This window comes from Gordonia terrae (assembly GCF_051789125.1).
In the GTDB taxonomy this organism is placed as follows: domain Bacteria; phylum Actinomycetota; class Actinomycetes; order Mycobacteriales; family Mycobacteriaceae; genus Gordonia; species Gordonia terrae_A.
On the sequence record NZ_CP196526.1, the window covers coordinates 2,576,183 to 2,590,022 of the forward strand.

The following is a 13,840-nucleotide window of genomic DNA, read 5'->3' on the forward strand; positions in this document are numbered from 1 at the left end:
GTGCGCATGGCACGATCACAGGCGCTCATCAGAGTCCGGCCGGCGGTGGTGCTGTGCCGTGGGAGGCCAGGACGTCGACAGACCATAGACATGCCAGTATCCGTCGGCGTCTTGTTGCAGCGCCAGCACCCGGTATTCGGTGAATGCGGTCTCACCGAATACCCGCATGCTGTGGCCGGTGACGGGAACGAACTTGAGGTAGACAACGTCGTCGCGGTCAGTGTCCTCGTGGACCCCGGTGGCCAGCGAGTAACCCTCCAGTGCCTGGGCGACATCGTCAAAGTCCCACGCCTCGGGTGAAACGCTGAGATTCCCTACCGCGTAGGGGTATTCGTCACGTTCGAGTAGTGCAAACCACCATGCTCGCGCCACCGCGGCCGGGTCACGCAGGGTTTCCTCAATGCCGTCGGGGAACTGCTTATCGACCTCTGCGTCGTCGACGATCTCCAACGTCGGCACGGGCGAGATGATGTCCACAACGGCGGCGGCGAACGTCGGGGTGACCGACCGTAGCGCTTCGGCGAGTTGCCCCGGGGTGTGGGGTGGGTGTTGATTGCGGTCCACAAGGGCGGTGACCGCGCTCATCACCCGTTGGGGGTCGAGGTCGAGCTGGTCGAGCAGGAAATCGTCTGGATGTACCGCAGTGATGCCGTGCGGGTCGCACGCCTGTGAGGGAAAGTCTTTGAGGTTGGCAGTGACGATCAGCGCGGCCCCGGAGGCGACAGCCGAGGCCAGAACGTGTCGGTCCTTGGGGTGGTTGGTCATCGCATCGACGAGGGTGAGGTAACCCGCGCTGTGGTCGCTGGCATGCGGGAACGCCCGGCGCATCTGGGTAATGCGGTGATCAGCCTGCCCGGCAGTCACGCCGAGCTTGCCGGTGAGGTTGCGATGGACCTCGTCGAGAAGATGTGGCGTCCACACCGGTGTGAACAGGTCGTGCTCGGCAAGAGTGAGGAGCAGGTTGTTGAGGTGCTGCGGCAGCATCACGCAAGCGTCGAGCACGACGCGGAAAGTTGCGGCCACAAGCGTCAGCGGGTGGTGATGAAGCCGCCGGCCTCCGTCGGGCCGGGGTCCGGGGCAGCAAGCTCGGTGAGGGCCTCAGCCCGCTGCGTGCGCATGCGCTGTTGGTAGGCCAGGACGTCAGTGAGCTGCACCCGGCGATGCCGGCCGGGGGTGGTGTACGGGATCTCGTTGTCGGTCAGCAAGCGCACCAGGGTCGGCCGGGTGATACCGAGGATGTCGGCAGCCTCCTGAGTCGTCAGCATCGTGCGATGCGGCTCCACAGTCACCGCGGTGCCCTGAGTGAGGTTGGACAGCACAGTGCGCAGAATCTGCCGCAGCTCCTCGGGCAGTTCCGCCGAATGCTCACCGGCACGCACAATCACCGACTGATCCGCGGCGAGCACAGCGAGCAGCGCATCAAGTTGCTGCGCATCGCCACCATCGGTGTCAGGGAGAACAGTCTGATCCAGCAGCGTGGTCATAACTCAAGTGTAAAACGAAAAAAGCGAAAACGCACTGGTGGTGTTGTCGGTCCCGGTCCGCCACCTGACCCCCGGCCGTGCCGTCGTCGCGTGCAGTCGGCCCTCTGCATCACGAAACGACTGCAACAGTCCACCGATTGTGCGCGAACGTGGGGCCTATGACGACTGATCGGCCATCTTGAGGCTGCCGTAGCGTCTCGGGCGTGAAGAAGCTCATCGAGTACCTGCCGATGATCGTGATCTACCTTCTGGGCGCGATCGGCTTGCTGTCGGCAATAGCCCTGGCCAATCGCTGGGGCGTCGAGCAGCTTGGCACCGTCTCTTCGTGGGTCTCAGCAGCCGGCGCGATCGCCACCTGCATCGGGGTCGGGATCGCCGCCCGCACCTATTGGGTCCAGCGCCAGGACGAACTCGAGGACCAGGCCAGCCAGGCGCGATTGGTCGTTGCCTACCACCCAACCCTGCACGCCAAGCGCGACAACGATGGAGGAATTGTCGTCCAGGTCCGCATCAAGAACCGCAGCGACCGAACGGTTTTCAACGTGCAGATTCATCACCTACGGTTCGTCGTCGATGACGGCGGTGAACCGGTGGCGATGATGTGCACAGCTCCCGTGGACGTTCTGGAAACCACCCAGTGGTTGGGTGACACCCCCCGCGAGGCCGAACTCGCCCCGGACGCCGAGTTCTCCACGCTGTGGAGAGCGGCCGACGATGACCGCATTGCGCCGCCCGGAATCACCCTGAGTTACTCGCTGACAGATGCAAACGGCCGCACATGGGTCATCGGAAATGGCCGCGAGCCGCGGAAGCTGAACCGCTCCTGACGGGCCCCAGGGGTTCTCGATTTTTAGCCGGTGTCTTCTGGATCGAGCCACTGATCGAGCGACCAGGCACCGGACGCAGACACCCCGATAGCCGTGCTGAAGTGCTTCACCCCGCGGCGGTTCATCGCTCTCACGGTCCCTTCAATTGGGACCGACTCCGGAGCACCGGCACGAGGGATGATCGTGATGTCGACCGCGCTCGAAGACTCGTACGGCGCCAAATCGCCCACATCGATCGAGATCTCCCACCCCTCGGCTGTTTCCACGACTAGAGCATCACCAGCTGCGCCAATAGACGGCATCTCAGGCGACGTGTAGGACGGTGGGTGAATCTGGGAAAGGAGGGCTGTGGCCGGGTCGGGCCACCGCGGAGGGTCCGGACAACTCGCCGCTGGTCGTGCGTCGAGCACGTACAACTCGCCCCGCGCGATAGTCGCGGTCACACGCGCCCCGCTCACCGAATCAGCGCTGTCGTTTGTCACCGAGAACTTCACAGTGTTGGCGGCCGGATGATCCACAATCTGTCCCTCCACCTCCCGCACCAGCGTGTTCCGCCGCGTTTTCAGGTAGATCGCCAAGTCTCGCTCAAACGTGGTGGAGTCTTCCTGGTTGGCCCACAGCGAGTCGTATATGCCGGCGGTCGCTATCCCGAAGCCCGTCGACCGCGGTGACGTGGGCTTCGGCTTGCCGCTGTCATCGCGGACGCACTGCTCGTGACGCCGCATCCACTCTTCGATGGCGGCACGCGAGTCATCCAGCCTGACCAATTCATAGTCGCTCACGACGTGCACGGTCAGATCGACGTCTGGCTGCCGTCCGCCTGCTAGTAGTCGTTCCTCGAGCATCCGGATCTCGGAGGGGCCGGCGGGTTCGGTTTGCGCGGCGCCGCGGACGAAGATCGTTCCTCGCCGGTTCTTCTCATACTCTTTCTGCAAGGTGTGCAAGTGGTCACCCGCGCGCGGCGCCTCGACCATGACGACCAGTACCGTCACACCGTCGACCGTCACGTAACGCGGTGTCCAGCGGGGGCCGTCGACGTAACTCTTGATGCCCTGCTCGATCGCGGCGTGATCAGTCGCAGGGACGCCGGTGACCGAGCCGGGTTCGGCTCCGACGACCATGTACGCGACGCCCTCGAGTGCGCGGTGCGCCCGGTCGACCGGTCGGTTGGCGAAGCCCAGGATCGCCTTGGCGACCGTGAATTTGCCCGCCAGTTGACCGAGAGCCAGCTGGCCACTCTTCCATTCCAGCCAGTTTGTCTCCTGCGCGGTCGCCGGCGAATCACGAATCGCCTCAACGAGGGCAATCAGCTCGTCGTCGGTGCGCAGGGCGCGTGAGTGATCAATGGTGCTCAGGGACACGTGCGGTCACCCCTTGCTGGCGAACGCGTCGAGGTCCAGTGAGACCTCCACGCCGTCCTTCTCCACCACGATGCGCGGATGCTGGGCGCCGGTCGCGGTCAGGTATTCCCGTAGCGTCGACAGCAGCAGGTCGTGGCGGCGTTCGATCTTCGACACCGCGGCTTGCTCCACACCGAGCGCCGCGGCGACGTCGGTCTGGGTCATCTGGCCGGCCCTGCGGATCTCGGCGAGGGTCTGCACGTACACCCGGTCCAGAGCGGCGGTCTGCTCGCGGACCTGCTCGACCTGCTCGGCGATCACCGGGTTCGCGGCCAACGCGGCGATGGTGGACGACCCGGACATGATGACCCCCTGTTCTCGCCGACACCCGCCGTCCCAGTGTGCGGTGCAGAAGCGATCGATGACATCGGTGAACACCCCGAGATGCATGTCGGGGTGTGCACCGGGCCGGCTCAGCCGGCTGCGACGGGGTACCGCACCAGACCGAGCTCGGCCTCGTGCGACAACTGCTCATGCCGCGGCAGCACGCGCACGGTGTAGCCGAGCCGACCCGACACCGGGGGCGCGAGGAGTCTTGTGAAGAGCACCCGGCCCGACGCATCGCGCTCGTCGCCGGGGCTCATCTCCTCGACGGTGGGGTCGACGATGTCACCGTCATCGGTCACCCGGCCCACCACCACCTGAACCGACACCTCATCGGGGCCGAGATCACCGAGGCCGACATGTGCTGTCACGTGCAGGCCGTCGTCGCGACTCTCGTCGTCGACACCGGCGACCACGACCGACGACCATCCCGTCTCGAGCGACCGGCGATAGGCGGCGAGGTCGCGCGCCCCGGCGTAGGAGTTCGCGCATGCGGCCTCGTAGGCGCGGGCCGCGGGCCCGTACAGCGCAGTCGTGTAGTCGCGCACCATCCGCGAGGCGAGCACCTGCGGCCCCAGCCATGTCAGCGTGTGCCGCATCATCTCGACCCAACGCCTCGGCACACCGCTGCCGTCGCGGTCGTAGAACTGCGGGACCACGGTGTCCTCGAGGAGGGCGTACAGCGCCTCGGCTTCCAGGTCGTCCCGACGATGCTCGTCGGAGATTCCCTCGGCGGACGGTATGGCCCAACCGTTCTCGCCGTCGGCCATCTCGTCCCACCAGCCGTCGAGGATCGACAGATTGAGCCCGCCGTTGAGCGCGGACTTCATCCCCGACGTCCCGCACGCCTCCATCGGACGTACCGGATTGTTCAGCCACACATCGCATCCCGCATAGATGTGGCGTGCCATCGAGATGTCGTAGTCGGGCAGGAACACGATCCGGTCGCGCAGTTCCGGGTCCTCGGCGAACCGTACGACCTGCTGAATGAGCGATTTACCGCCCTCGTCGGCAGGGTGGGCCTTGCCCGCGATCACCAACTGGACCGGCCGCTCGGAGTCGGTGAGGATCGCGCGCATCCGCTCCGGGTCCCGCAGCATCAGGGTGAGTCGTTTGTAGGTGGCCGCACGCCGGGCGAACCCGATGGTGAGCACACCGGGATCGAACAGGTCTGCGGTCCAGGCGAGTTCGGCGTCGGTGAATCCGCGTTGCCGACCGCTGTCACGGGCACGGCGACGCACCTCCGCGACGAGGTCGGCGCGCAGTGCCTCGTGGGTCGCCCAGATCATCTCGTCGGACAGCGCGGCATACGCCTGTGGAGCCGAGTCCTCGTCTCCACCGGAGAAGTCGCGCCACACGGGTGCGACCCACGTGGGCCCATGCACACCGTTGGTCACCGCCCCGATCGGCACGTCGTCGGCGTCGAAGTCCGGCCACAGGTCGGCGAACATCGTGCGGCTCACCGCGCCGTGCAGTTGTGACACCCCGTTGCTGCGCTGACCGAGCCGGAAACCCATGTGCGCCATGTTGAACACGCCGGGATCGGCTTCGTCGCCGAGTTCGGCGATCGTCGCCGCCGACAGTCCGGGCAGCAACCGCGAACCGCCTGCGTCGTCGGCGTCGAGGTAGCGGGCGACGAGATCGGTGGGGAAGCGGTCGATCCCGGCTGGGACGGGGGTGTGGGTGGTGAAGACGTTCGACGCGCGGACGACCGCCTCCGCAGTGTCGAAGTCGAGACCGCCTGCCACCAGTTCACGGATGCGCTCCACGCCCAGGAATCCGGCGTGGCCCTCATTCATGTGGAAGACGGTGGGCTCGGCGCGACCGGTGATGCGTACGTACTCGCGGAGCGCACGGACACCGCCGACCCCGAGCAGGATCTCCTGCACGATGCGGTGCTCCTGATCGCCGCCGTAGAGTCGGTCGGTCACGGCGCGCAGGTCGTCGCCGCCGGCTCCGTCCGCGGGCTGGTCGCTGTTGCGGGCGATGTCGGAGTCCAGCAGCAGCAACGGGATCCGTCCCACCGACGCCACCCAGACCTGCGCCGACAACGTGCGCCCACCCGGCATGGCGACCTCGACGACGACCGGTGAGTCCCCGTCGGTGAGCAGGTCGAGCGGCAGCGCGTCGGAGTCGTTGACCGGGTATCGCTCGATCTGCCACCCGTCGTGGTCGAGGCCCTGCCGGAAATAACCCGACCGGTAGAACAGGCCCACACCGATCAACGGCAGCCCGAGGTCGGACGCCGCCTTGAGATGATCGCCCGCCAGGATGCCGAGCCCGCCCGAGTAGATCGGCAAGACCTCGGAGACACCGAACTCCATGGAGAAATAGGCGATCCCCGGCGGGACCGGGTGTCCTTCGGCGGCATGACGCCCGAACCACTGCTCATCGGCGAGATAACGCTCGAGTTCGTCGTGCGCGGCGGCCACGCGGTTGACGAAGCCCTGGTCGCCCGCGAGTGCTGCGAGCCGCGCCGGATCGGCGTCGGCGAGCACACGCAGCGGATCACCGGTCTCCGACCAGCGGATCGGGTCGATCTCGGCGAACAACTCCTGCGTGGGGGCGTGCCACACCCACCGCAGGTTGCGCGACAACGGACCCAGGGCTCCCAGCCCGGCGGGAAGGGGTACCCGAACGGTGAACCGGCGGAATGCTTTCACGGCGTCGACGGTACTCACGGCGTGCGGCGGTTGCGACCGGCGTGACGTGAACATCTACCCTCGAAGGATGCAGCGAATCATCGGGACCGAGGTCGAGTACGGAATCTCCGCGCCCGGCGACCCGACCGCGAATCCGATCATGACCTCCACGCAGGCCGTCCTGGCCTATGCGGCGGCCGCCGGGGTGCCGCGCGCCAAGCGCACCCGCTGGGACTACGAGGTGGAATCGCCGCTGCGCGACGCGCGTGGCTTCGACCTCGGCCGCGGGTCCGGGCCCGCCCCGATCATCGACGCCGACGAGATCGGTGCGGCCAACATGATCCTGACCAACGGTGCGCGACTCTATGTCGACCACGCCCACCCCGAGTACTCCGCACCGGAGGTCACCGACCCGCTGGACGCCGTCATCTGGGACAAGGCGGGCGAACGGGTGATGGAGGCCGCGGCCCGCCACGTGGCGAGCGTGCCGGGCGCGCCCAAACTGCAGCTGTACAAGAACAACATCGACGGCAAGGGTGCCTCCTACGGCACCCACGAGAACTACCTCATGGCGCGCGACACCCCGTTCACCGCGGTCATCGGCGGGCTCACGACGTTCTTCGCCTCACGGCAGGTCATCACCGGTTCCGGCCGGGTGGGCATCGGCCAGTCCGGGGACGAGGCCGGATACCAGTTGTCGCAGCGTTCGGACTACATCGAGGTCGAGGTCGGCCTCGAGACGACACTCAAGCGCGGCATCATCAACACCCGCGACGAGCCGCACGCCGACCCGGAACGGTACCGCCGGCTCCACGTCATCATCGGTGACGCGAACCTCGCCGAGACCTCGACCTACCTCAAGGTCGGCACCACGGCCCTCGTCCTGGACCTCATCGAGGCCGGCGTCGACTTCTCCGACATCGAACTCGCCCGCCCGGTGCAGGCCGTGCACACCATCAGCCACGATCCGACGCTCACGGCCACGGTCGCGCTGACCGACGGGCGCGAGCTCACCGGGCTCGCGCTGCAACGCGAGTACCTCGATCGCTGCCAGAGATTCCACGACCGCGAACACTCCGACGACGAGCGCGCGGCCCACGTGCTGCAAACGTGGGCGGACGTCCTCGACCGCCTCGAACGCGACCCGATGGAATGCGCCGACATCCTCGACTGGCCCGCCAAGCTCCGGATTCTCGAGGGCTTCCGGCAGCGCGAGAACCTGACCTGGTCCGCACCGCGCCTGCAGCTCATCGACCTGCAGTACTCGGATGTCCGCCTCGACAAGGGGCTGTACAACCGCCTCGTCGCGCGCGGCTCGATGAAACGTCTCGTCGACGAGAACGACGTGCTGGCCGCCATCACCCAGCCACCTCGCGACACACGCGCCTACTTCCGCGGCGAGTGCCTGCGCCGATTCGGCGCGGACGTGGCGGCCGCGAGCTGGGATTCGGTGATCTTCGACCTCGGCGGGGATTCGCTCGTCCGCATCCCGACCCTCGAGCCGCTGCGCGGCACCGAGGCGCACGTGGGTCGACTCCTCGACTCGGTGTCGTCGGCGGCCGAACTGGTGGACCAGCTCACCACCTGACACGGTGTCGGGGCTTGTGCCTCGTTCCACCACAGTTGTCGTCGCCACAGGTAGTGTGGGAGCACACGATTCCGCAAGGTCGGGTCACCGGGACGGACGTCCGGCACACAGCCGGCACCTCCGGGTTTCGCGACTCGGGTAGCCCGCCAAGGGGCGATCGGTTTCAAGGAGGCAGCAGATGGCGCAGGAACAGACCAAGCGTGGTGGCGGCGGCGACGACGAGGGCGTGGGCCCCGATTCCGGCGCCGGACAGGAACGCCGCGAGAAGCTGGCCGAGGAGACCGACGACCTGCTCGACGAGATCGATGACGTGCTCGAGGAGAACGCCGAGGACTTCGTCCGTGCCTACGTGCAGAAGGGCGGCCAGTGAGCGACAGGTTCGGTTCACTGCCCCCGCTGTCCCATACCCGTTCGGCCCCCGCCCTGAGTGCGGACATCTCGTCGTTCACCGAGTTCCTCCGGGTGCACGCACCGGACCAGTTGCCGCAGGCCCAGGTTGATCGCGTGGGGTCGTTCGCAGGCGGCACCGGCGGTGCCTCGGACGTTCCGCACGGCACCACGATCGTGGCCGTGTCCTTCCCCGGCGGCGTCGTACTCGCCGGTGACCGGCGCGCCACCATGGGCAACCTGATCGCGACGCGCGACGTCAAGAAGGTCTACATCACCGACGAGTACTCCGCGGCAGGCATCGCCGGCACCGCGGGGATCGCGATCGAGATGGTGCGCCTGTTCACCGTCGAACTCGAGCACTACGAGAAGATCGAAGGTGTCCCGCTCACGCTCGACGGCAAGGTCAGTCGCCTGGCGTCGATGGTGCGCGGAAATCTGGGCGCCGCCCTGCAGGGGCTCGCGGCCATCCCGCTTCTCGTCGGATACGACATCGATCACGACGACCCTAACGAGCGAGGCCGGATCTTCAGCTTCGACGTCGCGGGTGACCGCCACGAGGAGTTCGGCGGCTACACCGCCATCGGTTCCGGCTCGGTGTTCGCCAAGTCGTCGCTGAAGAAGCTCTACCGCCCCGACCTCAGTGCCGACGAGGCCCTGGCCATCGCGGTCGAATCCCTCTACGACGCGGCCGACGACGACTCGGCCACCGGTGGACCCGACCTGGTGCGCAAGATCTTCCCGATGGCGGCCGTCGTCGGAGCCGAGGGTGCACGGGAGGTCGAGGCGTCCGACATCGAGGCGGCCGCACGGGCCGTTCTCGAACGCCGGAGTGCCGAGCACGAGGAAGGTGCCCGATGACGTTCCCGTATTACGCCAGCGCCGAACAGATCATGCGCGATCGTTCAGAGCTCGCGCGCAAGGGCATCGCCCGGGGTCGCAGCGTCGTGATCCTCACCTACGCAGACGGGGTGCTGTTCGTCGCGGAGAACCCGTCGAACACGCTGCGCAAGACGAGTGAGATCTACGACCGGATCGGCTTCGCCGCGGTGGGCAAGTACAACGAGTTCGAGAGTTTGCGCAAGGCGGGCATCCAGCTCGCGGACATGCGCGGCTACAGCTACGACCGTGCCGACGTGTCCGGGTTGTCGCTGGCCAACACCTACGCGAATGCCCTGGGCAGCGTGTTCACCGAACAGGCCAAGCCCTTCGAGGTCGAGCTGTGTGTCGCCGAGGTCGCCCGGCCCGGAAAGCCCAAACGCTCACAGCTGTACCGGATCTCGTACGACGGATCGATCACCGACGAGACCCGGTTCCTCGTGATGGGCGGTACGACCGAGCCGATCGCGGCCGCGCTGAAGGAGAGCTACGAGCCCGACTTGGAACTCGGGCAGGCGATCGGGGTCGCGGTCACCGCGCTGACGACCCCCGCCGACAACGGTGGCGGCGCTCCCGCCGAACGGCGCGCGCTGACCGCGGGCGACCTCGAGGTCGCCGTCCTCGACCACAACCGTCCGCGGCGTGCGTTCCGGCGCCTGACGACGGCCACGGTCGAAGGGTTGCTCCCCGCCTCCGCCGACGCCGCCCCGACCGACGCCGGTGCGGACGACGGCACCGGTCAGACTCCCTCCGACGAAGCACGATGAGAACGCCGCGGCTCGCGACGACCGGTCTTCACACACCGGTTCGGCGCGGGTCGCGCGAGTAGGGTTGGTCAAGTGCAGCGACGAATCATGGGCATCGAGACCGAATTCGGTGTCACGTGCACCTTCCACGGCCATCGCCGGCTGAGTCCGGACGAGGTTGCGCGCTACCTCTTCCGCCGTGTCGTGTCCTGGGGGCGGTCGTCGAACGTCTTCTTGCAGAACGGCGCACGGCTCTACCTGGACGTGGGTTCACACCCGGAGTACGCGACGGCCGAGTGCGACAGTCTGATCCAGCTGATCAATCACGACCGTGCCGGTGAACTGGTTCTCGAGGATCTGCTCGTCGACGCCGAACAACGGCTGGCCGACGAGGGCATCGGCGGGGACATCTACCTGTTCAAGAACAACACCGACTCCGCGGGCAACTCCTACGGTTGTCACGAGAACTACCTGGTGGTGCGCGCGGGGGAGTTCTCGCGTATCTCGGACGTGCTGCTGCCGTTCCTGGTGACCCGGCAGCTCATCTGCGGCGCGGGCAAGGTCCTGCAGACACCCAAGGCTGCGACGTTCTGCCTGTCGCAGCGCGCCGAACACATCTGGGAGGGCGTCTCGTCAGCGACCACCAGGTCCCGGCCCATCATCAACACGCGCGACGAGCCGCACGCCGACGCCGAGAAGTATCGCCGCCTCCACGTCATCGTCGGCGACTCGAACATGTCCGAGATGACGACGATGCTGAAGGTCGGCTCCGCGGCACTGGTTCTCGAGATGATCGAGGCCGGCGTCGCCTTCCGCGACTTCGCCCTCGACAATCCGATCCGCGCCATCCGCGAGGTCAGCCACGACCCCACCGGTCGGCGCCCCGTACGGCTCGCCGGCGGTCGTCAGGCGTCGGCCCTCGACATCCAGCGCGAGTACCACGCCCGGGCCGTCGAGCATCTCACCAATCGTCGCCCGGACCCCGAGATGGACATGGTGGTCGATCTGTGGGGTCGCATGCTCGACGCCGTCGAGAGCGACGACTTCGCCAAGGTGGACACCGAGATCGACTGGGTGATCAAGCGGAAGCTGTTCCAGCGGTACCAGGACAAGTACTCGATGGAACTCTCCGACCCGAAGATCGCGCAGCTCGACCTGGCGTTCCACGACATCAAGCGCGGCCGGGGCGTGTTCGACGTCCTCATGCGCAAAGGCCTCGTGGCGCGCGCCACCACCGACGAGGCGATCAAGACCGCGGTCGACGAGCCGCCGCAGACGACCCGGGCCAAGCTGCGCGGCGACTTCATCTCGGCCGCACAGAAGGCCGGTCGCGACTTCACCGTCGACTGGGTGCACCTCAAGCTCAACGACCAGGCCCAGCGAACGGTCCTGTGCAAAGACCCGTTCCGGAGCGTCGACGAGCGCGTCGATCGCCTCATCGCATCCATGTGAGATGGGGGACAGGCGTCGTGGCAGCGTGCCTCCGCACGGCGCGATCCGCCACGTTCTAACCTGACCCGGTGGCAACTCCCAAAGTCGAGCGACTGCTCAACCTCGTGATCTGCTTGCTGTGGACGCGGGAGTACGTCACCGCCGACTACATCCGGCGCAACGTCGCCGGGTACTCCGACGGTGCACACGCGGACAAGAAGCAGTCCGACGAGGCGTTCAACCGGATGTTCGAGCGGGACAAGAACGAACTCCGCGATCTCGGTATCCCACTGGTGACCGGCCGGTCGCCCATGGTGGCCGGTGCCGAGGGTTACCGCATCGACCGCGACTCCTACGAGTTGCCGGAGATCTCCCTGGAATCCGACGAGGCCGCCGCCATCGCGATGGCGGCAGCGCTGTGGGACACCCCCGAGGTGTCGACGTTGTCCCAGACCGCGATCCTCAAGCTCCGCGCCGCGGGACTCGACGTGCGGTCCGAGGACGACCTCGGCATCACGTCCGGGGGGACGTCGCGATCACTCGGCCCCGAGGAGGTCATCGCCGGCCTGCTCAGCGCGGTCCAGGCCAATCGCGCCGTGGAATTCACCCACCGTGCGTCGGCCACCGCCGCGCCGACCACGCGGCGCGTCGAACCGTGGGGGGTGGTCTCACACCGCGGTCGCTGGTACGTCGTCGGCCACGATCGCGACCGGAATGCCACCAGGACCTTCCGGTTGTCCCGGATCTCCTCGGTCACCGCGGTCGGAGCCGCGGGAACGGTCGTCGTACCGCCGGGAACCGATCTCCAGCGGATCGTCGCCGACGCCGTCGACTCGGCAGCGGGATCCGACGGTCGCACGGCACGGATCTGGGTGGCCGCCGATCGCGCCGTGGGTCTGCGCCGTGCGGCGACGACCACCGAACCGGGCGAATTCGACGGCGAACCGGGAGATGTGCTGACCCTCGACATCCACTCGTTGACCACGGTCGCGCGCATGGTGCTCGGGGTCGGTCGCGACGCGGTCGTCCTCGACCCGCCCGAACTGCGCGAACTCGTCGTGGCGGGTCTCGACCGACTGACGGGGGTGAGTGTCTGATGGGTGCGGCACAACCGTCGCGTCTCAATCGCCTCCTCGCGATGGTGCCGTATTTCCAGGCCCGCCGCGGCATCTCGATCGTCCAGGCGGCGGCCGAGCTGGGGGTCACGCAGGCGCAGCTGACCAAGGACCTCGAGCTGCTGTTCGTGTGCGGGCTCCCCGGGTACTACCCCGACGACCTCATCGAACTCGAGTTCAGCGAGGGCTACGTCACGGTGGGGTTCACCGCCGGGATGGACCGGCCCCTGCGTCTGACGACGGTCGAGGCCAGCACTCTTCTCGTCGCACTGCGTGCGCTCGTGGAGACCCCGGGTGTGGTGGACGTCGCCGCGGCCCGTCGCGCGATCGCGAAGATCGAAGAAGCGGTCGGCGCCACGGTGCCGGGGGTGGCCGCGGCGTCGGACACCGCTGGTTCGTCGGCGGGGGAGAACCCCACCTACACGACCATCCGCGAGGCCACGAGGCGGGGACGGGCACTCCGTCTGCGCTATTACTCGGCCGGGCGCGACAGCATCACCGACCGCGTGGTCGATCCGATACGGCTGCAGGTCATGGACCAGCACACCTACCTCGAGGCGTGGTGCCGCATGGCCGAGGGGGTCCGGCTGTTCCGCTTCGACCGGGTGGACTCCGCGACGACGCTCGACGAACCGAGCCGTCCGCCGGCCGACGCGGGCGCCTCCAACCAGTCCGTTCTCGTCGCCGAGGACCCGGACCTGCCCGCCGTCGACATCGAGATCGACCCGGATCACCTCTGGGTTCTCGACTACTACCCGCTCGAACCGACCGAGCCGGTCGAGGACCGTCCGGACCCCGACCTACCCGTGCGTGCCCGCCTCGTCTACGGATCGCCGGAATGGCTGACCCGGTTCCTGCTCGGGTTCGGAGGGGCGGTGCGCGTACTCGACGCACCGGCCATCACCGCCGCCGTGGCCGAGTCGGCCGGCGCCGCGAGGTCGCGCTATCGGTGAGCCCGCCGCGCACCCACCGGCGGCGCTGATGTCGGGTAGCATTGACCGTGGTCTGATCCGATCT

General features: G+C 67.4%; 13 protein-coding genes. 8 read left to right on the forward strand and 5 right to left on the reverse strand.

The features are described 5' to 3' along the window. Positions 1-15: 15 nt before the first annotated feature. A complete protein-coding gene (locus tag ACSUZC_RS11720) occupies positions 16-1,023 on the reverse strand; it encodes a PIN domain-containing protein (protein WP_439032926.1) in 1,008 nt (335 codons plus the stop codon). Between the two features lie 5 nt (positions 1,024-1,028). Then, positions 1,029-1,484, reverse strand: coding sequence for a helix-turn-helix domain-containing protein (locus ACSUZC_RS11725; protein WP_439032927.1), 456 nt, complete (start codon positions 1,482-1,484; stop codon positions 1,029-1,031). A 203-nt stretch (positions 1,485-1,687) separates the two neighbouring features. On the opposite strand from ACSUZC_RS11725, the gene ACSUZC_RS11730 reads away from it, so the two are divergent. Next, positions 1,688-2,311, forward strand: coding sequence for a hypothetical protein (locus tag ACSUZC_RS11730; RefSeq protein ID WP_439032928.1), 624 nt, complete (start codon positions 1,688-1,690; stop codon positions 2,309-2,311). Positions 2,312-2,334: 23 nt separating this feature from the next. Here ACSUZC_RS11730 and ACSUZC_RS11735 read toward each other — a convergent pair whose 3' ends face one another. The 3 genes from ACSUZC_RS11735 to glgP form a co-directional block, all read right to left on the reverse strand. Continuing rightward, a complete protein-coding gene (locus ACSUZC_RS11735; RefSeq protein ID WP_439032929.1) occupies positions 2,335-3,672 on the reverse strand; it encodes an AlbA family DNA-binding domain-containing protein in 1,338 nt (445 codons plus the stop codon). A gap of 6 nt (positions 3,673-3,678) precedes the next feature. Continuing rightward, complete coding sequence (locus tag ACSUZC_RS11740) at positions 3,679-4,014, reverse strand: helix-turn-helix domain-containing protein (RefSeq protein ID WP_439032930.1); 336 nt, start codon at positions 4,012-4,014, stop codon at positions 3,679-3,681. Positions 4,015-4,124: 110 nt separating this feature from the next. Next, positions 4,125-6,698 carry an alpha-glucan family phosphorylase gene (glgP, locus tag ACSUZC_RS11745; RefSeq protein ID WP_439032931.1) on the reverse strand — a complete coding sequence of 858 codons (2,574 nt, stop codon included), beginning with the start codon at positions 6,696-6,698 and terminating at the stop codon, positions 4,125-4,127. Between the two features lie 67 nt (positions 6,699-6,765). Between glgP and dop the strand changes: the two genes are divergently transcribed. From dop to ACSUZC_RS11780, 7 genes are all read left to right on the forward strand, one after another. After that, positions 6,766-8,265 carry a depupylase/deamidase Dop gene (gene dop, locus ACSUZC_RS11750; RefSeq protein WP_439032932.1) on the forward strand — a complete coding sequence of 500 codons (1,500 nt, stop codon included), beginning with the start codon at positions 6,766-6,768 and terminating at the stop codon, positions 8,263-8,265. Positions 8,266-8,443: 178 nt separating this feature from the next. Beyond that, positions 8,444-8,635 carry a ubiquitin-like protein Pup gene (locus ACSUZC_RS11755; protein WP_439032933.1) on the forward strand — a complete coding sequence of 64 codons (192 nt, stop codon included), beginning with the start codon at positions 8,444-8,446 and terminating at the stop codon, positions 8,633-8,635. Next, positions 8,632-9,513 carry a proteasome subunit beta gene (gene prcB, locus ACSUZC_RS11760; protein WP_439032934.1) on the forward strand — a complete coding sequence of 294 codons (882 nt, stop codon included), beginning with the start codon at positions 8,632-8,634 and terminating at the stop codon, positions 9,511-9,513. Before ACSUZC_RS11755 ends, prcB begins: the two co-directional genes overlap by 4 nt. Next, complete coding sequence (prcA, locus tag ACSUZC_RS11765; protein ID WP_439032935.1) at positions 9,510-10,298, forward strand: proteasome subunit alpha; 789 nt, start codon at positions 9,510-9,512, stop codon at positions 10,296-10,298. Before prcB ends, prcA begins: the two co-directional genes overlap by 4 nt. 72 nt (positions 10,299-10,370) lie before the next feature. Continuing rightward, complete coding sequence (gene pafA, locus ACSUZC_RS11770; protein ID WP_439032936.1) at positions 10,371-11,729, forward strand: Pup--protein ligase; 1,359 nt, start codon at positions 10,371-10,373, stop codon at positions 11,727-11,729. Between the two features lie 68 nt (positions 11,730-11,797). After that, the gene (locus ACSUZC_RS11775) at positions 11,798-12,805 is read left to right on the forward strand and encodes a helix-turn-helix transcriptional regulator (RefSeq protein ID WP_439032937.1); all 1,008 of its coding nucleotides are present in this window, start codon (positions 11,798-11,800) and stop codon (positions 12,803-12,805) included. Then, positions 12,805-13,776, forward strand: a complete 972-nt coding sequence (locus ACSUZC_RS11780; RefSeq protein ID WP_439032938.1) for a helix-turn-helix transcriptional regulator — start codon at positions 12,805-12,807, stop codon at positions 13,774-13,776. The genes ACSUZC_RS11775 and ACSUZC_RS11780 overlap by 1 nt, the downstream gene beginning before the upstream one ends. Positions 13,777-13,840: the final 64 nt, after the last annotated feature.

What these genes read in the sequence shown, in the direction of transcription:
- ACSUZC_RS11725 (WP_439032927.1), bottom strand. Translation starts at nt 1,484, where the DNA reads ATGACCACGCTGCTGGATCAGACTGTTCTCCCTGACACCGATGGTGGC.
- ACSUZC_RS11740 (WP_439032930.1), bottom strand. Translation starts at nt 4,014, where the DNA reads ATGTCCGGGTCGTCCACCATCGCCGCGTTGGCCGCGAACCCGGTGATC.
- dop (WP_439032932.1), top strand. Translation starts at nt 6,766, where the DNA reads ATGCAGCGAATCATCGGGACCGAGGTCGAGTACGGAATCTCCGCGCCC.
- ACSUZC_RS11755 (WP_439032933.1), top strand. Translation starts at nt 8,444, where the DNA reads ATGGCGCAGGAACAGACCAAGCGTGGTGGCGGCGGCGACGACGAGGGC.
- prcA (WP_439032935.1), top strand. Translation starts at nt 9,510, where the DNA reads ATGACGTTCCCGTATTACGCCAGCGCCGAACAGATCATGCGCGATCGT.
- ACSUZC_RS11780 (WP_439032938.1), top strand. Translation starts at nt 12,805, where the DNA reads ATGGGTGCGGCACAACCGTCGCGTCTCAATCGCCTCCTCGCGATGGTG.